Here is a 23,620-nt window from a genome sequence, read left to right on the forward strand (position 1 = left end):
TTCTGTTTTACTTCTTAATCCACACCCTCAGGAGAGACTATAATCGAATATCCAGGACCGTAACCAACACCTTTTTCATTAATCACATAGGCACGGATGTAATAGACACCCGGAGACAAATCACCCAGCGTTGCCGTGAAATCACTATCCGCCTGCACACTATAATCCCAGATGTTCGGTTCACCGACCGTATTCCAACAGAATCCGCATTCACTTATATTCCCGCCACCGTTGTCCAGCACTCTCGAACGGAATGTATACGTTGTAGCATCCAATACTTCTATTTCATCCACAACCGGAACTGTACGCGTATCCAACACCAACGTACGACTATACCCCGTACCTATCTTATTACTCGCATAAGCCCTTATGTAGTAAACACCCGGATACATAGTACCCATAACTGCCATGAAATCATCATCCGCTTCCAACAGATTATCCGAAACATCCGGATATTCATGCGTACTCCAGCAAAAACCATTAGCCGTTATTTTACTGCCTCCCGCATTCAGTATTGAACACTGTATCCGGTTGGTTTCCCAATCAACAATACGAACCCTGTCAAGTACCGGAACCGTCAGCACATGAATCGACACACTCAACTCTTCACCATAACCGACACCTGCTTTATTGACAGCATAGGCACGTATATAGTAAGTACCCGATTCCATTTCTGATATCGTAGCCATAAAATCATCATCAGCCACAACTACATGATCCTCCACCGACGGTTTTCCCGTCATGTTCCAGCAAAAACCTTTTTCCGTTATCTCACTTCCACCATCTGTCACTAATACGGAACGGAACACATTGTTATCCGGATCAATACGTTCCACCGCCCCCACTACCGGCAGCGATATAATATTGACCACCAACTCCTCACTATAACCCACACCATATGTATTCTCGGCAAACGCACGTACATAATAAACCGTATTGGGATTCAGCCCCGACAACACGGCAGTAAACTCTTTGCCCGCTGTCTCCCTCTCATCTGCCACCGTCGGCGTACCAGTCGTATTCCAGCAGAAACCCTTCGATATGATTTCAGCACCTCCGCTGTCTTCCAGTGTAGCACGAAATTCCTTCTTCAATGAATCAGACAACAGGATACTGCCGACCTTAGGAAATGTTTTGCCCGTCTGAATCTTTATTTCCGGACTGTAAGCAAGATACGAACTATCGTTTAATGCAAAAGCACGCAGATAATAGGTCGTGTTCTCTTCCAGGTCCGGAATGGAAACGGAAAACGCAGCCTCCTCACCTTCCGCTTCCAGCTTCCGGTCGTCTACCGTCGGGTTGCCTTCTGTATTCCAGCAGACACCTTTCGATAACAAGTTAGCCCCCGTACCATCTATTCCATCATCTTTCACCCGGAAGGTGAAACGGTTAGCGACCTCCTCGTCCGCCGACAGGTCCGACAACAAAGGCTCACCATACAACAACGTCTTAAAACTACCCGACTGCCCTGTCAGACGATCCGTACCGTTACCCGCATACAAACAATATTCGTACGACGCATCCGCATCCAGTCCTTCCAGCAGCACCTGCATGCCAAATGATAAAGAATCCCGGCATACGACCTCCGAGGCATGATCACGGTCACCCGCCTTCCACCAAAGAAAACCAGTCTCTTTTAACGGTATCTGACTCGTCACGCTCCCTTTCAACCTGACATACGTTCGCCCTATATGCTGCGGTTCCTCCAACTGCATGCCGATCGATATGGCTTCAGGTTCGGCGTCCTTTTCACAACTTCCCAACATCAACACAGCAGGAAGAAAAAACAATATATACTTCAATAGATTCATGGACTCTTCTGTTTTTTCGGTTCATCGATTAAAAAATAACTCCAATTCCCAGATTTCCCTCCAGATATTTAAAGCTGTTCGTTTGCAAACCCAGCGAAAATACCATTGGTCCGGCAGACAGGATTCCTCCGATCTCAGCTTCCACACCCTCCAGGGAATGGTCTTTGTTTTTACCCCACTTGCCTCCCACCGTTTCCCAGACCAGCGTACGTGTGCCGTACCCTACTCCGGCATACAGATAAAACGGTTTCCACAGGCGTTGTACGATCCCCCCTGTGACAGACAAACGGCTTTTTTCCGTCTTCCCCGTGTACCACTGTACCTCACCATCTTCACCCGACATCCCGACATCGTTGCATTCGAAATCATCCGAAGGAGTATTGCTGAAACTATATTTCGCTTTTATATATCCCCCCGTGCGTCTCATTGCAGCAACCATCAAACCGTACGACATCTGGGAAGTACGGAACCCCATCACAGGCATCACCATCACCCGGGGCCTTTCAGGCTTTTTACGCGTTGACAATAACTGTACATAGTTTTCCAAACGGGCCTGCATTTGCTGCTCCCGGGAAGACTGCTTTAGCGTATCAACGGACGCATCCTCCGTGTGCTGACCGTAAGCCGTTGATACACAAACCACCCATAACAAGCAGATCAACATTTGTCGAACAATTTTATTCATTTCTTATGTTTTTGAGATTTTTCGTTTCCATAACCATAGCCATATCCATAACCGTACCCATAACCATACCCATAACCGGCACGTTTCATATTGATACCATTCAGTATCACCGCCATATTGCGAAACTTCTCCTGTTTATATAACTTTTCCACTTCCGGTAGCTGACGGCGATCCATCAAACCTGCACGAATCACATAAACCGTCAAGTCAGCCACGCGGTTCACGATCGTGGCATCTGCTACCATACCGGCCGGCACATTGTCCAAAATCACATAATCATAACGCTCACGCAACGTATTTACCAATTCTTCCAAGCGATTGCTCAGAAGTAACTCCGAAGGATTAGGAGGCACAGGACCTGCATGGATTACGTCCAAACGGTCGTTGATGCCCGATGGTGCAATGATCTTATCCACATCATCCACCCTCCCCGACAAATAGTGCGTCAATCCCGCACCAGCGTGGCTGATGCGGGCGCTAAGGGTACCCTTACGAATATCAGTATCGACAAGGATCACCTTTTTATTCGTTAGAACAAAACTCATCGCCAGGTTCATTGATACGAAAGTTTTCCCCGCACCCGGATTTGAAGAGGTAAACATCACCACTTTCAGATCTTTTGCTTTTACACGCATGAATTCCATATTCGTCCGGACAATACGGAATGCCTCCGAGACACCGTCGCGACCGTTCTCATGCACCAGGATTTCACTCTTGTCTTTCCGGTTACGCGAAGGAATCTCACCCAGGAACGGAACAGACAGGTTATCCTCTATATCTTTCCTTGAACGTACCGTCGTGTTCATCGTCAACTGCACCCAAAGAATACCCGAAGGAACCACCATCCCCAACACACAGGCTGCTAAAAGAACCAGCATCGATTTGGGTGCCACTGGTTTCTCGCTACCCTGTGCCGGGTCGATAATACGGGCATTACTCTCCGTGATCGCCTGCGATAAGGCATTCTCTTCCCGCTTGTTCAGAAGGTAAAGGTAAAGTTCCTCCTTGATCTTCTGTTGGCGTTCAACCGACAACACGTACTTTTGCTGAGTCGGGACAGCTGCTATACGACGGGTCGTCTGCACTTCACGTTCACGTATGTTCTTTATTTTTATATTCAAACCTACGATCAGATTGTCTACCGCCCGGATAATTGTCTGCTTCATCGCACCCAGCGAATTGTTCAGGTCCATCACGACCGGATTCCTGTTACTACTGTTACCGATCAACTTGTCGCGTTTTAAGAGCAAGGTATTATATTCCGAAATCTGACTTTCCAAACTTACATCCGAGATACCCGTATTGGCTGGTATCAGGTCGGCCCCCTTATGTGGGTCAGTCAAGTACTCCCGAATATATTTTGCCAGCGTCAACTGGTTCTCCAATCCAAGTCCTTCCTGGCTGTACTGGCTACCTTCCTGCAAATACATACCAGCTTCCGAATGGATATCGGTCAGCTGATTTTCTCTTTTGAAGACCTCGATTTCTGCATCCACATTTCCCAGTTCTTTTTCAATAATAATCAGGCGGTCATTGATAAAATTCGATGTATTGACCATCACCTGATTCTTGTCGCTTATCGCATCCTCGTTGTAAATAGCAATCAGTGTATTCAACACATCCTCCGCACGGGATGCAGAAACGTCCTGCAGTGACAAATTCAAAATGGTAGCTGTTTTACTCGCTAGCACAACCTGCAGAGATTCATTATAATCCAAGGCTACCCGATCCTGGTTGCTTTTAGAAACTGTTATCTCACTCCCATAATAAAGATCCGTATAATACAAACTAGGAGTTACCACTACTTTTCCGATAGGCGTCGATACCGTGTCGTTCAACGCCACAGTCAACGTCTGGTCTTCCAGCACCTGTCCTTCTTCCTCCAGTTCTTCGGAAAAGAAACCCGACAAGCTCACTTCTTTATCTGATACCGGCACTACCGTCAAACCAAATTCCAGGCTTTCATTTGCCTCCGGGAAACGGACCACTACAGGTGAATGACTGTACAACTCCACCGTACGCAACCCTTCACGAATGCTGTAACTGATATCCAGGTCCAGACGTTTGACAACTGATTTCATCAACTGTTTCGATTTGAAGACCAGCAGTTCGTTATCCACACTCCTTTTCATATTGAACATATTCAAATCCTCAAAAACGGCAGCCTCACTGGCTGCGCCGCCTCCTTTCGTATCGTCCTTGATCAATACCGTCGCTGTACGCTGGTAGATTTTCGGTGCCCACCCCAGATAAAGCACCGCTACTGCACAGCAGACCGCCACAGATAACAGGAACCAGTACCAGTTGGCACGTACGACACGATACATATCGATCAGGTTCAACTCATTTTCCTCTTCACGAAGCATATTTGTTTCTTGTTCGGGATTCATCACTCTTATACTCTTTTGTTATTTGAATATTAATACTGCAACCGTGGTCAACAGGGATACGACCGATACCCACACACCCACCGTGTTGTTCTGATTGATGCCACTCTGGCCCGCTTTCGCCTTGTTCGGTTCCACATACACGATATCGTTCTGTTGAAGATAATAGCAGGGCGAATCGAAGATATCCGCCGAACGTAAATCATGGAACAGGATCGTACGTTTACCATTATTCTCACGGATCACCGCCACACGATCGCGACGACCGTAAATCGTAAGGTCACCTGCCATACTTAAAGCCTCCAACAATGTGATACGGTCACCCGATACGGTAAAACTACCCGGCCGGCTAACTTCACCAATGACAGAAACCTTAAAATTCAGAAACTGTACTGTTACGATTGGGTCTTTGATCAAATCCTCGTCCACCAACCGTTTCTTAATCAGTTCCGTTAATTGCATACGGCTAAGGCCCGAGGCACGGATCTTACCCAAAATCGGGAAATCGACATCACCATAGCGGTCTACCAAATAGCCCAACACACGCTGCTGACCAGTCGTTCCGTTATTTGTGCCTAACTGATAAGTAACCATCGGCATATTAAAAGGTAATGCCAGTTCCGGATCACGGCTGTTCACCATGATTGCCAGCAAATCGTCTTCATGGATGATCGGCTCGTATATCTGTTCGATATTTCCCTGCCTAAAAGGTTCTACATCCTGCATGTAAATAATGTTTTTGGGTGATGCACAAGAGCCCAGTAGCACCACAAGCAAAACTCCTAAAAGTTGTTTGTTCAAATTCATTTTCATATATTATTTGTTTTTGTTGATATTTCAATTAAAAAATTGTTGAATCAAAACTTCCTGAACTCCAATCGGGCATAATCCGATTGCAGGACCAAATGCTTTGATGTTAATTCTTTGACGCCGAAACGTTGCTCCGTTCCGTTCATGCCAAATGGCAATAAATCTTCAACTTTACTGACCGGCATGACTACAAACAATGAATCTCCGGTATATTCCATATTACCGGTCTGACTGGTTACATCAACCTTCATCAGATTGATTGTATGCAAAGCAACACTGTAGTAAGCCCGTTCCGGTGTCTCTTCCTCTCCCGACGTATATGCTATTTTCATGATCTGCCAGCGACCATCCAGGTCTCCGTTGACCGGCATTTTTCCGCAGGAACTGACTATCAGGGCCAGCAACACTGCCGTTATATATCTTTTCATCGTATTCATTGTATTCATCGTATCCATCCCGTTTTTCTGATTGTTAGCATTCCACCGGCACTTTTACCCAACATCCCGCCTCTGTCAACACCCAGCGCTCCTGTAAAGTCCCAACCTTTTAACTGATGGGGTGTATAGGTTAATTCAATCAACGCATTTCCATTCTTTTTGATCTCATAAAAAGGTAAGCTATAAGTTCCCCAGTTGCGGGTAAACGATAAAAGGATTCGGTATTGCAAATCGTTAACAGGATTACCCATGATCCCCAAATGATGTCCTTGCAGACGATTGCTTTTAAAGACTATTTCTCCATCATCATTATAAATCGGAGACATGACTAGCGGATTTCCAATTCCTATTCCCCAATGCTGCCAACCGGCATAGATGTAGTGGTTGTAATAATTATCTGTACCACTCACTTGTTCCGGTATTTCCGGTGTATGATCCCAATAAACAGGACCGGTCTGATCCTTTGTTGAAATATATTCATAAACGAAACTACCAATCACCGGATTCTTGGGAAACGTTATTTCTATTCCTGCCAGGCAATCTTTCCAGCCATATTCACCGAACATCTGCGAATGATCTTCAAAATAATGTTCGTAATAAGGACGGATTGTCCAATTTTTTGGAGCATACCAGGTCAGAGAGAAGTTCCAGCTGCCTAAATGGTTTCCATAGACATTTGTCTGTTCTCCTGTTGGTGTGCTACTATCTCCACCACTTGGGATAAACACCTTAAAGAAATCCTTTATCCCGTTCGGCATATCGATCTTCTTATCTCCAATGAAAGCATTTCCTCCGAACTGGGCGGCCATTTCCAATCCCCCTTCTAAAATCAACGGAAACTTCTCCCGGTTACCGATCTTCACATACAAATCCTTGGAATGATACAGCACATGTTCCGTATGCTTTCCTCCCGGAGCCACAAAGTCTTTTTGCCAGCCATCGTCTGTAAACATACCATAAGCGATATGTCCTTTGAAAGCTAACCAACCTTTTGTACCCGGAACGAGCGTATATTCAGGAATACCGATACGAACCTGCGGAACCGGACGGGCATTTCCCGAGAATGTCAGTCCGCCGCTACTCAGTAACGAATTATTAAATTCGCTATGTCGCTCCTTACTTCCGATGCTCAACCCCAGGCAACGGTATTTCAAATCCGCATACAATTGTTGCACCACAAAAGTCGATGTAAAATTATAAGCTACAGCCAGGTCCGCCCCGAAAGCATATGAGAAACGTTTACCGTTTTCCAACTCCCGAAAAATACCGGCACGCAGATACCCATTATTTTTTTCAATGGACGAAAGTCCCTGCTTATTCGCAGTCAACCAGAAAGGAGTATGTTCCCCTCCGCTGAAGCTGACGCCGGTTTCCGCCCGATAACTCAGTCCTTTGGTAAACTGAGCATAAGAGTTTAGGGGAAGCAGTAGAATGCCTCCCCAAAGAAGTAAGTTTGATATTGATTTCATTTGTTTTTGATTAGAAAGAATTGAATCAACCCCATCATCCCCAAACCGTCCCCGGCCTGTCCAGATTCTCCGCCACGTGCCGTAACAACTCCCGTCGTTCGGCTATATGAACGAGCATTTCCAGTCGTTGCCCGGTCTCATCCGGAGAAGACTGCAACAAAGCCCTCACCGTCTTCCGGATATCCTTCAATATCCGGTTTTCAGTATAAAAGAACAACAAGCGGACCAGATACATCTCCCGGTAATTGGATGCTTCCGGATAAAGAAGCCGAAACGCCTCCACATCCTGCCGGACCATCCCGTCATACTCCGCATGCAACCCGTCCGCCACCCCTCTCAGCACCATCTCCAGGTCAGCTTCCGGATACCCTTCCGCCAGATGGGACAAAATCGTCCGATAGTCCCCATGTTCAAACAACAGGTTATCCGAACGGAGAATCGTATGGATCACCTCCGTAAACAGGCAAAACTCCCCTTTGAAAAAATAATACGTATCCGCATACAAGAGGCAAGCCGACAACAACAACTCTTCCGAATAATGCGGCCTTGTCCGGCAACGGTCGATCAAGGCGACGAACACCTCTCTCCCATGCCGCCGGAACAACGAATCCGGGTCTTCTCCTTCCGGTAAATAAAGAACCTGTATCTCCGAAAAAGCCGCCTCCTGCGACAGCGCAATTTTCCGTGCCGCATCACGCCCCGGCTTATCCCCGTCCAATAACAGACACAGATGGCCGGTATACCGTTTCAACAATTCCACCTGCCCGCCAGTCAGAGCCGTCCCGCATAAAGCGACCGTATTCGTCAAACCCGCCGCATGCATGGCTATCGCATCCTTATATCCCTCGACCACAAAAACAAAACCTTCACGCACAATCGCCTCCTTCGCCCGGTTCAAAGCATACAAATGATCGCTTTTTTTATACCCGCCGGCTGTTGAAGTATTGATATATTTCGGTTCATCCGGATTACCATCCGCCAACCGGCGGGCAGCAAAAGCAATTAACTGCCCGGCTTCGTCACGGATCGGGAAAATGACACGGTTACGCATCGCATACCACTCCTTCGGTACATTTACAGGAGATTGCCCGACTTCAAAATCCAGGTAAGCAGGCGTCAATTCAGAGTTACCGCAAGCATAAGGCAAAAGGGAGGAAAGAAAGAAATTGTTTTTGGTCGTAAGATGACACACCCCCTGCCCCCTCTCAAGAGGGGAAAGAGATACCATCAGACATTCCTCCCCGTGGTATATAGCGTTCGGAGTAACTTTTCCCCTCTCGAGAGGGGGCAGGGGGTGTGTTATCTTCCTTTTTATATCAAGCTTTCCCACCGCCTCCATAAAACTGCAATGTTCCATCTTCTGCACAAAAGCAATCGCATCCCCATGTTCCCCGCAGGCAAAGCAATGAAAAGTTTGCTTCTCTGGATTCACTATAAGTGATGGATGATGATCTTCGTGAAACGGACAAAGCCCCATATAGTTACTCCCCTTCCGTTCCAGCGACACATACCCCTCGACTACCTCCTTGATGCAGACAGACGACTTCATTTGTTCGATCTCTCTTTTCGTCATGGCTTCTTCCGGTTTGAATAGTTGGAAATAAGCGTATAACTCTCATTGAAACGATAACGAGCCACCCCGACAGAACCGTTACGTACTTTTTTAATCCAGAGTTCACCGACATCCACCAGGCTTTCGCCCGTCACCGGATCATTTTCCACCCCGTTCTTCAGGGGAATATAAACAAAATAGACACAATCGGCGACCTGTTCGATCACCCCCGAGTCACGTAAGTCATGCAGCTCCGGCAAATGAAGTTTGCCATCCCGGTTCACGCTGTTACGGTTCATCTGCGAAAGAAGCAGCACAGGGATATTCTCTTCCTGCGCCAATTGCTTCAATGCTTCTACAATCCGTCCGATCGCCTGGTCCACTGTCTCGTTTTTGGAACGTTCCTTTTGTATCAGATGAAGATAATCGATAACCACCAGGTCGCATTTCTTCTTACGCCGTTGCAGTTTCACCTGGGCACGGATATTGGCGACACTGTTTCCCGACGTATGGTCAAAATACAACGGCAGCTTCTTAAAATCTTCCGCCAACCGCTCCATCCTTCCCAGGTCCGCCTGGTTCGCTCCGGAGATACGCAAACGGTTCGCATCTATCCCGGCATAACCGGCAAATAGGCGGTTCAGGGTTTGCAATGCCGTCATCTCCAAACTGAAGAAACAGACATGTTTCCCCGCCATCGCCACATTCATCGCAATATGCATGGCTACAGCCGTCTTACCGTCGCCGGGACGTCCGGCTTCCACAGTCAGTTCGCCATTATAGAGTCCGCCGGTCACATAATCGAAAGCCTCGATCCCCGTCAGGATACGCATGCTGTCGGTACCGGTTTCCAGACGTTCGCGGTGCATCTGCAACACCTCCTGTGCCACCGCTCCGATCTGTCGAAGCGGTTTACCGACCGTACAAGTCTCACGCAGCGACAACAACTTCTGTTCCGCCTCTCCGATCAGGTCGGCATACGAAGTACCGAAGTCATCCGCCTTCCCCTTCAATCCGCCGAACAACCCCGAAAGTATCCGGAGCATATAACGGCGTTTCACCTCTTCTGCATATTGTTTCAGGTTAGCGGTATGCCGAAGTTGTATCATCCAGTCGTTCAGGACCGCTACCCCGTTAATATCTTTCCAATGTTTTTCATCCAACCGGTGCATCTCCGTATCCACCGTCACAAGGTCCGCCCTCTTCCCTTTTTCATACAGCGAACAAGCCGCACTGTAGACAAACGCCAGGTCCGGATGACTGAACATCTCCGGTTTCAATACCGGATAAACTTCTATGATGGCCGACTCTACCGATAAAACGGAACTGATAACCGCCGCTTCTGCTTTTTCAAATGCTTTCATATCCGTCCGTTTTAACAAGTTGAAACATCATCATCCATTTGTCTCCCTCCGAATTGCTTTTTGGCAGCTTTCAATTGATCGGCAAGGGTATTCTCCTCGACTTTCGGTTTTTCGGGAGCTGCCGTAAAGTTCACATAACCATTCACCCGGATACGGGTTCCACCGGGAATACGGTTCATAGTAATCAATTTCTTATCCGCCATCTGGCGAAGCAAGCGATTGACCGTCGATACATTGATCCCGCTCAAACGAGCCAGTTGGGCCTGGGTACCGACAAACTCGCCTTTGCGGCAACTTACCATTCGGTCGTTCAACCGAACATGCCCATCTGCATAAAAACAGCCGGCAAATAAAAGCAGATGTAACCATCCCCCTTGCCGGACCGGCAGATTTTCACTAAACAACTGATCCAGGATAAAGCGGGGAACAGTCAGGAATGCACTTCCAAAAATACTGGACGCATTCTTCTCATTTTCAGCACAATAATCTTTCATACCCTATACAAATTAAGTTTGAAATTAATATCAAGATGAAAATGAATTTGCTTCGTGTCTATACCTCTCTGATAATGAGCCTATTAATAAGAGACTTTTCAAGTCGCCCGGGAATGTCCTGAAATTCCTCTTTTAATATAGAATATAAATATTTATAACTAAATAAGGGCCTGCGGCCATTTTTTTTCAGATTTCAAAGATTAACAACATCCGGTATCATTCACTTTCACCCTGCAAAGGTAGAGGGTATGCACCAGACGGCAATTACTAAAATCGCAGCAAAAACAAGCACAGAAAAACCTGTTATACAGCGTATTAATCAATTATTATTTCTTATTTTTGTTATTAATCCTATTTATTTCATTCAAAAAATGTTTGATACAATCCGAATAATCAGAGTCATGTACTTTCATTTCGGTACAAAAAGAACCGACCGTTCCCTCCAGACGAAAACAGAGATAAAAGTGCTCAGCCAGGAAGTCGAAAGACACATCATTGAAATAATATACCTTCATTTGCCCCAGCAGGTCACTCAAAAATTTCCGGTCGTTCACCGGTACTCTCTCCTTCCACGGGTCTACCAGGTCAAAACCACACCAAGTCAATATTTCCGGTCGGAATTTGTCAAAAAACTTATTTGCCAAATCAGTCCAACCCTTTTTTTGGTGACACTCATCACTCCCCAACAGCCAGGCCAGTTTCATTATTTCGGTCCGTCGGTCCGGACACTCTCCGATATAGGCTTCCAATTTATCCAAAGCCAAATTTTTTCCTACAATTCCACCAATTTTTTTTTATAGCGTTTTAATTCTTCTGTCAGCATAACTTTTAAGTTGATGCTGTACAACAGATGTTTCCTGTCAACAGTAAGAATCTCCTTTCCCTCTAAAAAAACATATATCTTTTGCATTCAAAAGTCCCTTATTTTATCTTCAAAACATATATCTTTCATCTCCGAAATAAGGGACTTTCAAATTTTCAATTCTCAAGGTTCTCCCAGGAAATCGACAATCACCCCGACCTGTTTCGGAGTCAGTTTTCGTTGCCGTTCACAGAACCCGGCTGCCCTCAAATCCCTGGTCAATTTTTCGTTTCTTACCACCCAGCGATGCAACAAACGTGATGCTGAGTTCGGATGCAAATCCGGGTTGTAACAGAGTGCCAATTCCGTCCATCCGTAACTGCGGATTTTGAATTTTCCTTCGTCCATATTCTTATGATTTAGTCTTACTAAGATAAGAAATTAAATCCACATAAAGAAATGAAATTCAATATTTATGCGCATTATTTATACGGACTTATTTAACCCTTCGCCGCCGATGATGACATTTCATGTCACAGCCGTTTTTCCAGCACCTTATCTTTGTCATGTTATCGATAACCAACCAGTTAACCGTCAATAGCTTTCGGAGTATTTCCATTGGCATATTGGCACATTGTCAAATTAAAAAATTATCCCCCATGGCTTTAAGTTTTCACTTAGTAAAACGTCCCGACATGCGCAAAGACGCTGCCGAAGGTTCCAAATTATTTTATGCACAGGTCCGTTCATTGAAGAAACTCGATTTCAACAAGCTCTGTGATCTGATCGCTGTTCGAAGCACCGCTTTTATCGGTGATGTGATGCTTGTCATCGAAGGTCTTCTTTCCGTTATGGAAGAACGCCTGGAAGAAGGCGATGTGATCCAGATGGGCCGCCTGGGTAACTTCCGTATGGTTGCCGGCAGCAAGGGTATTGAGAATGAAAAGGACTTCAATGTCTCCCTCTTCAACAAGGCTCGTATCGTCTTCTCACCGGGCACCATGCTCAACGAGATCCGCAAGAATGCCAAATATGAAAAGATGGATACCGAAACCGTCACTCCGCCTACAGGAGGTGATTCGGACCGTCCGGAAATCGAGTAGTAACGTATCAATTATCCGTTATGTTAAAACAGGAATTTATCAAACAATATCTTTTCCCCGCTCAAAAAGCGGGGGAATGTTTCGGAATCAATCCGATCGTCATCCTCGCCCAATCGGCCATTGAAACCGGCTGGGGAGAAAGTACGCTGGCAAAGGAGCATAACAACTTCTTCGGTATCACCGCCTACGGACATCCAAACACTTTCTGGAAAGGGACAAAGACCGATCTTTCTGAAAACAGTGGCCATACTTCCTTATGGTTCCGCACCTACGAATCGGCGGAAGACAGTTTTATGGATTTCGCCCGTCTGATCCACACTGCTTATCCGGTGGCTACCTCGCTCAGTGCCCATCCTTCGGCCTATGCCAAAGAGATCGCTTACAGTAAATACATCAGCGAAGTGAATGGCGACAACCGTGCTGCCTATCAAAGGATGTTGGTGTCGATTTGCCGGACGATCGAAAGATATACTGTTTGCTGAGTTCACCTTTTATCAGATTTGAACTATCCGATTATTGACCGGTTGTACCTGTCTCCCCTCTTGAGAGGGGGAAGGGGGTGTGTTATTGTTCGCCCTATAACTAGCTTTAACACACCCCTTATCCCCTCTCAAGAGGGGAATTGGTTACTCCCATCACTATAAACTGATAGCTCAATTATTTCTAAATATTAATATATACAAAATGAAAACTCTTGAAACCATTCTCAACTTTCTCACCAGCCTTGTCCGGATCATCTTTCCCCGCAAGCAAAAGCCGGCAGCCGGTGACTGCCCTTGTCCCCATCCCTATCCTCGTCCTGTTCCTGATGGCGATCACCCTGCTGTCTCTCCTGATGGAGCAGACGGAAGTGACGCTGACGGCTATCGGAGCGATACTCTCGCTCTCAACCAGAGCGACTGGGGAACCAAACAACGTGTCGAACCCATAGACATTGCCGGTTACAGCCTGATGGCGGCGGGACTGATCGGCGGTCTGTACAAATTATTCACAGCATGAGTTACGAAGAAAATTACCAACACATGATCCGCCGCAACAAAGCGACCGGATATGCCATCTATGACTGTCTGTTGAAGGCTTACCGAAAACATGCTGAAAGTATGGATATCTCCGGGATTACCGACCGGGATATCTCCCGGATCAGTAAAAAGCTATTGGTGAGCGAACGCTGGATACGTCATATTTTATGTAAATATCATCTGTTTTTCGTTATCATCGACCAGTATTTTCCGGAAGAGGAATGGGAAGATGAAGAGACGGATGTTTGATCGTTTGAAGTCTGTTATCTTCTCTGATATGGAGGGGGTAACAGACTTTTCGTGTATAAAGTTATTCGTACAACCTCTTTACCTCATTACAAAATGAACAATTCTTTCGCAAGCCTTACCATCTCCATAAGGGTTTACTGCTTTACTCATTTTGTCATAATACCCTTTATCATCCAGCAAAGCGGAAACTTCCTGTACAATCTTATCGTAATCCGTTCCCACCAATTTAACTGTTCCCGCTTCCAGAGCTTCAGGACGCTCGGTTGTATCACGCATAACCAATACCGGTTTACCTAATCCCGGAGCCTCTTCTTGTATTCCACCGCTATCGGTAAGCACAAGGGCCGATTTCTCCATCAGGTAAACAAACGGCAGATATTCCAACGGTTCAATGAAAAACATATTCTGCAAATCCGAATTTCCGAAAACTTCATGAATCGGTTTACGCACGTTCGGATTCAGATGCATCGGATAGACAAAATCCGTTTCCGGATACTTCTCCGCCAGTGTCTTGATAGCCTTACACATTTGAATGAAACCCTCCCCAAAATTCTCGCGGCGGTGTCCGGTAATAAGAACAAGGCGACGATCCCTGATTTCATATCCGGCAGTTTTTAATTCTTCCGTCAATGCCTTTTGTAACGCTTCATTTCCTTTAATTTTATCGACTACCAGATATAAAGCATCGATCACCGTGTTTCCGGTTACAAGGATAGACTTCTGCTTCACACCTTCATCCAACAAATTCTGACAGCTCAACTGTGTCGGAGAAAAATGATACGTAGCAATCCTCCCCGTTATCAAACGGTTCATCTCCTCCGGCCAGGGACTATATATGTTATGTGTCCTAAGCCCCGCTTCAACATGCCCCACTGGTATCTGCTGATAGAAAGCTGCCAAAGCAGAAGCCGTCGAAGTAGTCGTATCGCCATGTACCAGCACGAGATCCGGTTGTACTTCTTTGAGTACATTCCGCATGCCGGTAAGGACACGGGCAGTCACATCATATAAATCCTGTCCTTGCTTCATGATATTCAAATCATAATCCGGATGAATTTCAAAAAGATGAAGCACCTGATCCAACATTTCGCGATGTTGGCCAGTCACACAAACCACTGTTTTAAACTGTTCGGGATACTTCTCAAACTCCTTCACCAAAGGAGCCATTTTTATTGCTTCAGGACGAGTCCCGAAGACGAGCATTATTGTTTTCATATTGTTTCTTTTATTACATGTAACATTTGTTCGGCGAGATGTTTACGGTTGAAGTCATGGGCCAATTTGCGGCACCCTTCTTTACACTCTTCATATAAAGCAAAATCTGAAAGAAGCAAATGCAGCTTTTTGTTAAAATCGTCTTCTGACTCCGGTTCAAAACACACTCCAGCATGGTAGGATTCTACAATCTGGCGAGCTTCGCCATTCACCCCCATGAGGATAGGGATCCTCATACCTGCGTTCTCAAATATTTTAGAAGGAATAACTGTTGTGAATAAATCGGATTTACGCAAGTTGATCAGAGCAATATCAAGAATGGATATATATCGTTTTACCTCGTGCTTGGGGACCGGATCAAGCATTGTTACATTCTTTAAATTTAATTGCTCTTTTAGTTTTAGTAAATTATTTTTTTCTGCTCCGGTTCCAATCAGAAGGAAGTGGCAATTATTTTTGCCATCCATTTGGGCAGCACATTGCAAAATGAAATCCAGTCTATGCGCCATGCCATGTGTTCCTATATATCCGATAATTTTTCTTCCCTCCAGATTTAATACCTTGAGTAGAGCTCTGTCTTTTTCTGTCGGTTTGAATTTTGTAATATCTACCCCATTCTTTATAACCTCTATCTTTTGAATGGGGATACCCTTTTCTTTCAGTTTTCTTTTGAAAGAGTCAGTTACAACGATAATCTTTAAGGCTGACTGATAACATCTTTTTTCTTCCCATTCAAAAAAACGAATAACAGGATTATCTTCCATGGCGCCGACTGTTTTGATCGATTCCGGCCATAAATCTCTCACCTCCATGATCCAGGGTTTTCTTTTCCAGAAAGCCAATGTACGCCCAGAGAGAGCCGTAAAGAACTGAGGCGATGTTGCAATGATAATATCTGTCCGTTGAAAAAGTCCTACGAAGAATGAAGAAACGGAGAAACTGATGTAATCAAGCGTTCGTTTCAAAAATCCTTCATTGACAGTAATGTAACTCCATACACGAATAACTCGGATTCCATCTATTATTTCCGACTGGTATAATTTATTCCTATAACCTTTATAAACCTTGCCCTGAGGAAAATTCGGCACACAGGTTATAACCGTTACTTCCGCACCACATCTAACCCATTCCTTACAATGTTCATAGGTACGAGTAGCCGGAGCATTTACTTCGGGAGGAAAATTGTCTGATAAAAAAAGAATTTTCATGATTTACACTTTAAAGTCACAAAACCTTTCAAAATGGCACATATTCTATTTAGAAAAAAGCCAAATCTTATATTGTGAAAGTTATGTATATAATAAATAGTATAATATCGTATCAACAAAGACCTGTTTTTCACAAGATAAATAAATGAATATTTTTTTAGAAACCGAATCTTTTCTTATTCTTCTAAAATACAAAGAACTGTGTGAGAGTTCTATATTTGTTATAGAAGAAGATACTTTAAACATAAAAAAAGCATCTTCTCCAATTGATATATCACAGGGAAAAGTTATATTATCAATAGAACTTCTAGGTATCAATTTTGCACAAGAACTAGAAAAAGCTGATTTAGCTTCAAAAACAGATATATTTTTTTATTCAATTCAAATGGACTTGATAAATAGTCATCTATAAATACCCCATCACAATTTGAAATATATGCTCTCCACATCCGGAACCAGATGAATCAAACTTACGGTTTTCGCGGTTGTTGAGACAGAGTCCTCTACCCTAAAACAATCCTTATCGATCACGAATTTTCGAGAATGCTTGCCCAATGGGCCAAAAGCATGATCCTGCCCTCCATTTCTATGACAAATCATAGCAAGATCCTCCACGGTAATTGATAGCTGTTGTTCAGTCTTTCTATAGCAAACCAAAAGAAATCATTATTCTATTAAATCTGAATCTATCAAATTATAATACTTCATCACATTCCGGATTTGCACATCATTCTGCGATTCCTTACAATTCGTAGCCGACAAACTTGCCTCCTTATTAAAATACTGATAAAAAACATCCAAAAGAATATAAACATATCCACTATGAGGCAATACAACACATTTTGTTTCTTGCATTACTTCCATAAAATAAAACCACACATCATCCGCTTTAGGAGCTAATCTCATGAACAAATCTTCTCGGCAAATATCCTTGTACAATAGGGAGCGTTTATACAAACACCCACCGCCCCCCGTTGGAAATACATCACAGCCATCGACCCCGGAAATCTCCATCTCCCAATCATTATAAGGCCTCAAAGCCCCATCATTCGTAAACAATACTCGGTGCGCCCTATGTGTGTAGATACAAGTCGGATCTTTACGATACTCGGAAATCAAACGCTCCACCATATTCTTCCGATAAAAAATATCATCATCACAAGTAATGATTAGGTCATCCGGATAAGCCTCCAAAGCTGGCACCAGTTTCTTGTAGGATTTAGTATCCTTACAATATTTGATAGCAAGACCATACGCTTTCAAACGTTTCAATGAGTCGGGCAAGTTATTATCATTCCAATGCTCCTCATCCAACCAAAGGACAATCCTGTCCGGTTTGTAGGTTTGACGGAGCAAAGAGATGATCGTATAAGGGAGTACTCCCACCACACGTCGCCCATAGCTAGTCAGCGAGACTGTAACCTTCTCTTTCCGTTCTTCCTCTCTATTAATTCCATAAGATATAGAGCCTAGGCCTACTTTATAATACAATTTCAATAACTCACCACAAATTGCAGTAAGCAATATTTTTAATTTACGCATGTTATAATGATTTATGAATCCACTTTAAAAAGTCATTTTTATCAGAAATTAACACCCTACAGATACTTCTGAAAGGGGTTAAAAGTCATAAGGGGAAGTATTTGTCAACCTTTTTCTATTTCTATTATTAATTCTATTTTGAAAAAACTCTCTTATTACACTCAGCATATTTTTTCTTTATTTTATAAATAATCGATACAGCTTTCACAACACTATCCACACTAACAAAGGCACACACAGAGAACAACTTAGAGAACAATCCATTTTTACCATAGCGTAAAAAAGAGATCTCTAAGGAACGATATTTTAATTGTAGCATCTTTACAAATCGCTTATCATAACAATGAGATACCCCCATTCTCCATACACACTGATTAGCCGCATATACAACTCCTGCTTTTGCATAAACTAATTCCTCCGGATAATTAGCAGCAACAAAGTCTGCCATCTCACATTTTCCTATCACAGCATCTAAATGTCTTGAAGAAAAAGAAGATTGCGTAATACTAGCATTACGCACCCTATAATAATATTTTTTCCCGCCTCCAACCACTATCACATTGGCTTTAGCTACTAAACGATAAGTTGTAAATACATCCTCATGATATCTTCCTTTTGGATAACGGATATCTTTAAACAAATCCATACGATATAATTTTCCCCAAGCTACTGTATCAATTCCTCTTGAAGACATAAAATCATGCATACAATTTTTATTCCCAGACACGACATAATCACCCAAAATGACATCCACTGAAACATCCAAATCCTTACCATTTTCATCAATATGACTTCTTTGGCAAACAGAAATATCAGCCTTATTTTGCATCATTTGCTCATAGAGAGAGAAAATCATATCTGTAGCTATTACATCATCACTATCCACAAAAGATATATATTTTCCGCAAGCTTGATCGATTCCTGCATTACGAGCATCAGAAAGACCTCCATTTTCTTTATGAATAACCTTTATACGATGATCCTTACATGCATATTCATCACATATTTTGGGACACTTATCCAAACTCCCATCATCCACCAAAATAATTTGAAGATTCTGATAGTTTTGATTGATAACACTATCAATACAATCTCGCAAATATCGCTCCACGTTGTAAACGGGGATAATGATAGATATTAATTCCATAATAAATGTAAATTAGAAAAAGAAAGAATAGATATACTGAGGAGTAGATATAGCTCGTAAAAAAAACAACAAAAAACAGATATTTATGACAACATAATACCCCTTCCTTAAAATCACATTTTTTATACTATTCCCATATATGCCAAACAGCAACAACAGAAATGGAGAGAAAAACAACCCAATCCGTTCAAAATAATTGAATGACAATGCTATAATATTAGTCAACACATATACCATACACAAAACAGAGATAACTTTCTCCTGAGAATTGAAACGTTTTTGATAGAATATATACAAGGATAACAGGAATTCAACAGTCCATAATATCTTGACCATATTAGCTTCTTGAATTTCTCTGTTATTACCATAATAATTTGCATATTTAATTATATAAACAGAGATTACAGTCATAAGTCTTTGGAAAAAGAACACAAAAAGTATAAAAAATAAAGGCACAGAAGCCATAACTTTTTTATTATCCTTAAAATAATAAATAATATAAATAAGAAAAAAAACAATCGACGATATGTGAAACAGTAGAGAAACTGATGTATATATAAAAGCTCGCTTATAATCATTATTTTTCAAATAATTCCAAGCATTTACCGCTATTGAAACAGCCAACATTTGCCTCGATATATTAAATGATATCAAATAGATTCCTATAGACATAAATATAATAGAAGTCGTTACAAAATCACGAGTATTTTGTCTTATAAATTTGTACATAAAGAAGCATATAGCAAAAGATACTACAATTTGAAAAAAATAGTAATCATCAAGAATAAAAGATGAAAGTTTTGCTAGCATTACGAATCCTATCTCAATAGATTCATAATAATAATCTGTAAGGAGAAACCAAAAAGGTTTACTAGATATATCTCTGTAAATCATACTATAGTTATATGTATCAACACCTACAGATACATCTCGAAATCCCATTACGACAAACAATGCAAAAAAAGTAGGTATCAAAAAAATATCTCGCTCTTTTAGGGAAGGATCAGGATTCTTTACTAGTTGCTTATAAAAAAAAGCAACTAGCAATATAAAAAATACTAATAATTGATATACCACGATATAACTCTATTACATTTAACCTAAATTCTGAAAATAAACCAATCAAAGCACTCGCCCCATTACTCTCACCTTTTTAGCCAATTCCATATTTCAAAAACAGCTTTTTGAAAACCCTTATAATGCACAATCGAACCAAACTGAGCCATATATCCACGGATACCTTTAGGCAAGAAGGTTAGCTTTTGACCTAATTCCTGCGCATAGCGGTCCACATCACTCACCCAGCTACCATCGTAATGATGGATTGCCAAAGTATTCTCTGTAATTTCCATCACGCCTGTTTTAAAATCCTTTGGACATAAATAATCTTTGGGATAAACCCATACCCCTGCACAAAACTGTATCTCTTTTGTTCCTATTAAACCATGCTCACAAAGTAATTCAGTCGTATATTGCACCACGGTTTTTAAATTAAAAGACCTATCTTTCCGCATAAAGTGTAAAGTAGAATACTTTTTCAGAATCTCTTCATACAGGCCGAGACTGGGGTTCACCCCAAGGCCGAGACCGGGGGCGACACTCGCTACGCTCATGTTGCTTGCCTCATTTTCACATCCCATAAACGGACCACGAGCTATCATATCATCCATTGACTTTATAACCTCTACATCCGTATCAAAATAAAGCCCTCCAAACTTATACAAAATCCAAAAACGTGCGTAGTCACTTACAAATGCATATTTTTTTGCTTGATAGGCTTCTTGAGTATAAGGAATAATATTCACATCGAAGTTACTTTCGTTCCACTCCTTTATCTCATAGTCCGGAAAATATTTCTTCCAAGATGATATGCATTTCACAGCCAATGGAGGTAACATATTACCTCCGAACCAACAATAATGGATTACTTTAGGTATCATATATTTACAACTTCAATTATATACTATATATAATTTTTTTATTTTAACCATTTATCAAAATTGATCGATATTTCATTCCTTTTAGATTCTAATAGATTATTAATCTTATCATAATTAATTGAAGACAATAATAAATCCATATCTCCCACATACATTCGATCTTCCAACATAAATTGAGATAATAAATCCGTAATACGACAATTCATCCTAGCGAATGATCCACTTAATGGAACAACCATAAAATTTTTATTCATAATTATGCTAAATACTGTACCATGAAAAGAATTTGTAATAACATATTTCGCCTTATGAATTAAGTCTAACCATTCATCAACATTAGGATAAACTTTAACATATTCATCTATCCGCCCTTGAGCAGATACATATTTAACGTCCAATCCTCTATTTTTCGCCCAGCGATAAACCTTTGCTATTTCAAAATCCATATCGTTCCCTAAAAAATAAAGCAATACATAATCCTTTTCCACAGGCACATCTGAAGAAACCAATGAATAATCTTTTACGGAAAGCAACAGTGTAGGATCCGGCACTAATAACGCATCGTTTCGTCCCATACTCTTACAAATGTCCAATCCATTTTGCTCTCGCATCGCCAGGATAGAGAATCTATTTAGATAGTATTTTAACTGTTTTCTATTGATTCTTGAATTCTCAAGGCCTCCAAAAGAGGGAGCGTACGCAATACATTTCTTCTCTTTCGAGACAAAACACAAAAAGAAAACAGGATCTAGCCCGGCCCATATTTGATCGCTCCCTGCCACATACACATCTGCTTCGGGAGGATTTTGGAATAACGTATATTGATTATACACTTCCAATGAATATACTATGTATTTATCCTTGAACATGGAAAAAAAGCGAGGGTGGAGCAAGTTTTCATGCTGAATGATTTCTGCCTGTTTTTTAAAATGCTGAGATAATTGATATTCTTTATTATGAAAAAGAAATTGAAATATCCTTGATAATATTTTTCGAGGAACAGAAATCCACCAACTAAAATCTCTTTTGCGTTTAGAAGGCAAATACTTTATCACAAAAGCTTCGTGTCCTTTCTTTCTTAAAAAGTATTGCAATGCAAATGATTGTAATATTTGCCCATAATTATCCTCACTCCACCAAAATGTTACGATCCCGATCTTCATTTCTTTTTGATTATTAATTTATAAAACCTTAAAAATCCGGAGTATTTAGCAACCGCCGCGACCAACGACCTCATTTTTCGCCTAATTAAGATCGGTTTCTCCAATAATATCACTCGCAAACTGACACTACCACCCATTTTATGAAACAATAAACCACAGATTGAATGCTGGCATGATTTGTACAAGCTATATTGCCGATAATCTTCTATAGACCATAATGATAAAGTCTCACTTTTCCATTTATCCCCGTCATTTACCATCACCACGCTCACCCCCTTGTCATCGTCTATCTCCGGCATCACATGCTGTACGCCCCAGAAATCTCCAATCGTTATATCACTCCCACTCTTAAAGCTTTTCGAAGGACAAGCATAACAACTCGGACGTAAATACAAATCCGCCAGAAAGCCTCGCAGGAAAATATTCTTGTTTAGAGGTTCTGAAAGCAAAACTGAATTTTTTTCTCCGTGACCATCGGACACAGAAAAAGTGAGAGCAAAACTGTATTTTTTCCACCCTAAGCTTTTGTTTCTAAACGAAATGCTCTCAATGCGAGCATCTCTGCCATTTAAAACAGGGTGAGACAAAACTGTATTTTTTCCACCGCACTGACGTGTGGTTTCCTCCTTCAGATATTCTCGCCATATACCCGGACTCGGAACGCCATGACAAACGAAATCCACCGTCAAGAGATTATCATATTCTTTCCTGAGAAAACGTTTCAAACCCGCAATCTGACAAGGAGTACCAGAGAATAAAACCTTACGACCTTTTTTCAAAAACTCCTCTACCTGTGAATAACATTTCCCCACCCTACTTTGTACATATTTAGAACCCCGGAAAGCAGATAAACCTTCTATCGTTTCTGTATAATCATGGACAACATCCCACTCTTCATTGAATCTGGCACCAAAAACAACACCACTCTTAGCTATTATTTCTTCTGCTAACAACGTAAAAATTCCCCCGGAAGAACTAGCCATACGAATCTCTTCATTCAAATTCTTTGCGGCATAAACCATATCCGGTATTCTTGGTTCCCCCTGATTAATTACAGGGCAAACCTTTTCACATAAACTGCAATCAATACAAAGTGAAGAGTCCACTTTGGGATAAAGGAAACCTTCATCATCCTCTACCATTGTAATACAATGTTTTGGACAGCGTTGTACACAAGCCCAGCAACCACAGCATTTTTCCTTACTATCTATCTTAATCATAGA

At 42.2% G+C, this 23,620-nt stretch carries 24 protein-coding genes; 5 read left to right on the top strand and 19 right to left on the bottom strand.

Annotation, left to right across the window (positions count from 1 at the left end):
- Nucleotides 1–14: 14 nt before the first annotated feature.
- The 11 genes from HMPREF1535_RS21825 to HMPREF1535_RS21875 all read right to left on the bottom strand — a co-directional run bounded on the left by HMPREF1535_RS21825 (nucleotide 15) and on the right by HMPREF1535_RS21875 (nucleotide 12,219).
- Nucleotides 15–1,811 (bottom strand): fibronectin type III domain-containing protein, encoded by a 1,797-nt coding sequence (locus HMPREF1535_RS21825; protein ID WP_046147457.1) that lies wholly within the window; start codon nucleotides 1,809–1,811, stop codon nucleotides 15–17.
- Between the two features lie 28 nt (nucleotides 1,812–1,839).
- A complete protein-coding gene (locus tag HMPREF1535_RS21830; RefSeq protein WP_228100174.1) occupies nucleotides 1,840–2,496 on the bottom strand; it encodes a hypothetical protein in 657 nt (218 codons plus the stop codon).
- Nucleotides 2,493–4,886: a GumC family protein gene (locus HMPREF1535_RS21835; protein ID WP_046147458.1), complete on the bottom strand. Its 2,394-nt coding sequence runs from the start codon at nucleotides 4,884–4,886 to the stop codon at nucleotides 2,493–2,495. The genes HMPREF1535_RS21830 and HMPREF1535_RS21835 overlap by 4 nt, the downstream gene beginning before the upstream one ends.
- Nucleotides 4,887–4,904: 18 nt before the next feature.
- The gene (locus tag HMPREF1535_RS21840; protein ID WP_007658467.1) at nucleotides 4,905–5,690 is read right to left on the bottom strand and encodes a polysaccharide biosynthesis/export family protein; all 786 of its coding nucleotides are present in this window, start codon (nucleotides 5,688–5,690) and stop codon (nucleotides 4,905–4,907) included.
- A gap of 50 nt (nucleotides 5,691–5,740) precedes the next feature.
- A complete protein-coding gene (locus tag HMPREF1535_RS21845; protein ID WP_316246745.1) occupies nucleotides 5,741–6,130 on the bottom strand; it encodes a lipocalin-like domain-containing protein in 390 nt (129 codons plus the stop codon).
- Between the two features lie 5 nt (nucleotides 6,131–6,135).
- Nucleotides 6,136–7,599, bottom strand: coding sequence for a capsule assembly Wzi family protein (locus HMPREF1535_RS21850; protein WP_046147459.1), 1,464 nt, complete (start codon nucleotides 7,597–7,599; stop codon nucleotides 6,136–6,138).
- 34 nt (nucleotides 7,600–7,633) lie between these two features.
- On the bottom strand, nucleotides 7,634–9,172 hold the full coding sequence (locus HMPREF1535_RS21855) for a DNA primase (protein WP_046147460.1): 1,539 nt from the start codon (nucleotides 9,170–9,172) through the stop codon (nucleotides 7,634–7,636).
- Nucleotides 9,169–10,515 carry a replicative DNA helicase gene (locus tag HMPREF1535_RS21860; RefSeq protein WP_007658471.1) on the bottom strand — a complete coding sequence of 449 codons (1,347 nt, stop codon included), beginning with the start codon at nucleotides 10,513–10,515 and terminating at the stop codon, nucleotides 9,169–9,171. Before HMPREF1535_RS21860 ends, HMPREF1535_RS21855 begins: the two co-directional genes overlap by 4 nt.
- A gap of 11 nt (nucleotides 10,516–10,526) precedes the next feature.
- Complete coding sequence (locus HMPREF1535_RS21865) at nucleotides 10,527–11,009, bottom strand: helix-turn-helix domain-containing protein (protein ID WP_010802613.1); 483 nt, start codon at nucleotides 11,007–11,009, stop codon at nucleotides 10,527–10,529.
- A 326-nt stretch (nucleotides 11,010–11,335) separates the two neighbouring features.
- Nucleotides 11,336–11,767, bottom strand: a complete 432-nt coding sequence (locus HMPREF1535_RS21870) for a hypothetical protein (RefSeq protein ID WP_010799906.1) — start codon at nucleotides 11,765–11,767, stop codon at nucleotides 11,336–11,338.
- Between the two features lie 227 nt (nucleotides 11,768–11,994).
- Nucleotides 11,995–12,219, bottom strand: coding sequence for a DUF4248 domain-containing protein (locus HMPREF1535_RS21875; protein ID WP_010802611.1), 225 nt, complete (start codon nucleotides 12,217–12,219; stop codon nucleotides 11,995–11,997).
- Between the two features lie 251 nt (nucleotides 12,220–12,470).
- Between HMPREF1535_RS21875 and HMPREF1535_RS21880 the strand changes: the two genes are divergently transcribed.
- The 4 genes from HMPREF1535_RS21880 to HMPREF1535_RS21895 all read left to right on the top strand — a co-directional run bounded on the left by HMPREF1535_RS21880 (nucleotide 12,471) and on the right by HMPREF1535_RS21895 (nucleotide 14,182).
- Entirely contained in the window at nucleotides 12,471–12,914 is a 444-nt protein-coding gene (locus HMPREF1535_RS21880; protein ID WP_046147461.1) for an HU family DNA-binding protein, read from the top strand.
- Nucleotides 12,915–12,934: 20 nt separating this feature from the next.
- Nucleotides 12,935–13,396: a glucosaminidase domain-containing protein gene (locus HMPREF1535_RS21885; protein ID WP_046147462.1), complete on the top strand. Its 462-nt coding sequence runs from the start codon at nucleotides 12,935–12,937 to the stop codon at nucleotides 13,394–13,396.
- A 202-nt stretch (nucleotides 13,397–13,598) separates the two neighbouring features.
- Nucleotides 13,599–13,913 carry a hypothetical protein gene (locus tag HMPREF1535_RS21890; protein WP_046147463.1) on the top strand — a complete coding sequence of 105 codons (315 nt, stop codon included), beginning with the start codon at nucleotides 13,599–13,601 and terminating at the stop codon, nucleotides 13,911–13,913.
- Nucleotides 13,910–14,182, top strand: a complete 273-nt coding sequence (locus HMPREF1535_RS21895; RefSeq protein ID WP_046147464.1) for a hypothetical protein — start codon at nucleotides 13,910–13,912, stop codon at nucleotides 14,180–14,182. The genes HMPREF1535_RS21890 and HMPREF1535_RS21895 overlap by 4 nt, the downstream gene beginning before the upstream one ends.
- Before the next feature lie 78 nt (nucleotides 14,183–14,260).
- Here HMPREF1535_RS21895 and wecB read toward each other — a convergent pair whose 3' ends face one another.
- Both wecB and HMPREF1535_RS21905 read right to left on the bottom strand, forming a co-directional pair.
- Nucleotides 14,261–15,397 (bottom strand): non-hydrolyzing UDP-N-acetylglucosamine 2-epimerase, encoded by a 1,137-nt coding sequence (gene wecB, locus HMPREF1535_RS21900; RefSeq protein WP_046147465.1) that lies wholly within the window; start codon nucleotides 15,395–15,397, stop codon nucleotides 14,261–14,263.
- The gene (locus HMPREF1535_RS21905; protein WP_046147466.1) at nucleotides 15,394–16,605 is read right to left on the bottom strand and encodes a glycosyltransferase family 4 protein; all 1,212 of its coding nucleotides are present in this window, start codon (nucleotides 16,603–16,605) and stop codon (nucleotides 15,394–15,396) included. Before HMPREF1535_RS21905 ends, wecB begins: the two co-directional genes overlap by 4 nt.
- A gap of 145 nt (nucleotides 16,606–16,750) precedes the next feature.
- Between HMPREF1535_RS21905 and HMPREF1535_RS21910 the strand changes: the two genes are divergently transcribed.
- Nucleotides 16,751–17,017, top strand: coding sequence for a hypothetical protein (locus HMPREF1535_RS21910; protein WP_046147467.1), 267 nt, complete (start codon nucleotides 16,751–16,753; stop codon nucleotides 17,015–17,017).
- 254 nt (nucleotides 17,018–17,271) lie between these two features.
- Here HMPREF1535_RS21910 and HMPREF1535_RS21920 read toward each other — a convergent pair whose 3' ends face one another.
- The 6 genes from HMPREF1535_RS21920 to HMPREF1535_RS21945 all read right to left on the bottom strand — a co-directional run bounded on the left by HMPREF1535_RS21920 (nucleotide 17,272) and on the right by HMPREF1535_RS21945 (nucleotide 23,617).
- Nucleotides 17,272–18,147, bottom strand: coding sequence for a glycosyltransferase family A protein (locus tag HMPREF1535_RS21920; RefSeq protein WP_046147469.1), 876 nt, complete (start codon nucleotides 18,145–18,147; stop codon nucleotides 17,272–17,274).
- 133 nt (nucleotides 18,148–18,280) lie between these two features.
- On the bottom strand, nucleotides 18,281–19,294 hold the full coding sequence (locus tag HMPREF1535_RS21925) for a glycosyltransferase family 2 protein (protein ID WP_046147470.1): 1,014 nt from the start codon (nucleotides 19,292–19,294) through the stop codon (nucleotides 18,281–18,283).
- A 12-nt stretch (nucleotides 19,295–19,306) separates the two neighbouring features.
- Nucleotides 19,307–20,371: an EpsG family protein gene (locus tag HMPREF1535_RS21930; protein ID WP_046147471.1), complete on the bottom strand. Its 1,065-nt coding sequence runs from the start codon at nucleotides 20,369–20,371 to the stop codon at nucleotides 19,307–19,309.
- 68 nt (nucleotides 20,372–20,439) lie between these two features.
- The gene (locus HMPREF1535_RS21935) at nucleotides 20,440–21,234 is read right to left on the bottom strand and encodes a glycosyltransferase family 32 protein (protein ID WP_046147472.1); all 795 of its coding nucleotides are present in this window, start codon (nucleotides 21,232–21,234) and stop codon (nucleotides 20,440–20,442) included.
- A 38-nt stretch (nucleotides 21,235–21,272) separates the two neighbouring features.
- Nucleotides 21,273–22,397, bottom strand: a complete 1,125-nt coding sequence (locus HMPREF1535_RS21940; RefSeq protein WP_046147473.1) for a polysaccharide pyruvyl transferase family protein — start codon at nucleotides 22,395–22,397, stop codon at nucleotides 21,273–21,275.
- Complete coding sequence (locus HMPREF1535_RS21945; RefSeq protein WP_046147474.1) at nucleotides 22,394–23,617, bottom strand: Coenzyme F420 hydrogenase/dehydrogenase, beta subunit C-terminal domain; 1,224 nt, start codon at nucleotides 23,615–23,617, stop codon at nucleotides 22,394–22,396. The genes HMPREF1535_RS21940 and HMPREF1535_RS21945 overlap by 4 nt, the downstream gene beginning before the upstream one ends.
- Nucleotides 23,618–23,620: the final 3 nt, after the last annotated feature.

The organism is Parabacteroides goldsteinii DSM 19448 = WAL 12034, from assembly GCF_000969835.1.
Taxonomy (GTDB): domain Bacteria; phylum Bacteroidota; class Bacteroidia; order Bacteroidales; family Tannerellaceae; genus Parabacteroides; species Parabacteroides goldsteinii.

Excerpts from the sequence above, each read along its gene's own strand:
- HMPREF1535_RS21935 (WP_046147472.1), bottom strand. The coding sequence starts at position 21,234 with ATGATACCTAAAGTAATCCATTATTGTTGGTTCGGAGGTAATATGTTA.
- HMPREF1535_RS21895 (WP_046147464.1), top strand. The coding sequence starts at position 13,910 with ATGAGTTACGAAGAAAATTACCAACACATGATCCGCCGCAACAAAGCG.
- wecB (WP_046147465.1), bottom strand. The coding sequence starts at position 15,397 with ATGAAAACAATAATGCTCGTCTTCGGGACTCGTCCTGAAGCAATAAAA.
- HMPREF1535_RS21850 (WP_046147459.1), bottom strand. The coding sequence starts at position 7,599 with ATGAAATCAATATCAAACTTACTTCTTTGGGGAGGCATTCTACTGCTT.
- HMPREF1535_RS21885 (WP_046147462.1), top strand. The coding sequence starts at position 12,935 with ATGTTAAAACAGGAATTTATCAAACAATATCTTTTCCCCGCTCAAAAA.
- HMPREF1535_RS21940 (WP_046147473.1), bottom strand. The coding sequence starts at position 22,397 with ATGAAGATCGGGATCGTAACATTTTGGTGGAGTGAGGATAATTATGGG.
- HMPREF1535_RS21835 (WP_046147458.1), bottom strand. The coding sequence starts at position 4,886 with ATGAATCCCGAACAAGAAACAAATATGCTTCGTGAAGAGGAAAATGAG.
- HMPREF1535_RS21840 (WP_007658467.1), bottom strand. The coding sequence starts at position 5,690 with ATGAATTTGAACAAACAACTTTTAGGAGTTTTGCTTGTGGTGCTACTG.
- HMPREF1535_RS21925 (WP_046147470.1), bottom strand. The coding sequence starts at position 19,294 with ATGGAATTAATATCTATCATTATCCCCGTTTACAACGTGGAGCGATAT.
- HMPREF1535_RS21910 (WP_046147467.1), top strand. The coding sequence starts at position 16,751 with ATGAATATTTTTTTAGAAACCGAATCTTTTCTTATTCTTCTAAAATAC.
- HMPREF1535_RS21830 (WP_228100174.1), bottom strand. The coding sequence starts at position 2,496 with ATGAATAAAATTGTTCGACAAATGTTGATCTGCTTGTTATGGGTGGTT.
- HMPREF1535_RS21945 (WP_046147474.1), bottom strand. The coding sequence starts at position 23,617 with ATGATTAAGATAGATAGTAAGGAAAAATGCTGTGGTTGCTGGGCTTGT.
- HMPREF1535_RS21865 (WP_010802613.1), bottom strand. The coding sequence starts at position 11,009 with ATGAAAGATTATTGTGCTGAAAATGAGAAGAATGCGTCCAGTATTTTT.
- HMPREF1535_RS21875 (WP_010802611.1), bottom strand. The coding sequence starts at position 12,219 with ATGGACGAAGGAAAATTCAAAATCCGCAGTTACGGATGGACGGAATTG.
- HMPREF1535_RS21905 (WP_046147466.1), bottom strand. The coding sequence starts at position 16,605 with ATGAAAATTCTTTTTTTATCAGACAATTTTCCTCCCGAAGTAAATGCT.
- HMPREF1535_RS21845 (WP_316246745.1), bottom strand. The coding sequence starts at position 6,130 with ATGAATACGATGAAAAGATATATAACGGCAGTGTTGCTGGCCCTGATA.
- HMPREF1535_RS21825 (WP_046147457.1), bottom strand. The coding sequence starts at position 1,811 with ATGAATCTATTGAAGTATATATTGTTTTTTCTTCCTGCTGTGTTGATG.
- HMPREF1535_RS21890 (WP_046147463.1), top strand. The coding sequence starts at position 13,599 with ATGAAAACTCTTGAAACCATTCTCAACTTTCTCACCAGCCTTGTCCGG.
- HMPREF1535_RS21880 (WP_046147461.1), top strand. The coding sequence starts at position 12,471 with ATGGCTTTAAGTTTTCACTTAGTAAAACGTCCCGACATGCGCAAAGAC.
- HMPREF1535_RS21920 (WP_046147469.1), bottom strand. The coding sequence starts at position 18,147 with ATGCGTAAATTAAAAATATTGCTTACTGCAATTTGTGGTGAGTTATTG.
- HMPREF1535_RS21855 (WP_046147460.1), bottom strand. The coding sequence starts at position 9,172 with ATGACGAAAAGAGAGATCGAACAAATGAAGTCGTCTGTCTGCATCAAG.
- HMPREF1535_RS21860 (WP_007658471.1), bottom strand. The coding sequence starts at position 10,515 with ATGAAAGCATTTGAAAAAGCAGAAGCGGCGGTTATCAGTTCCGTTTTA.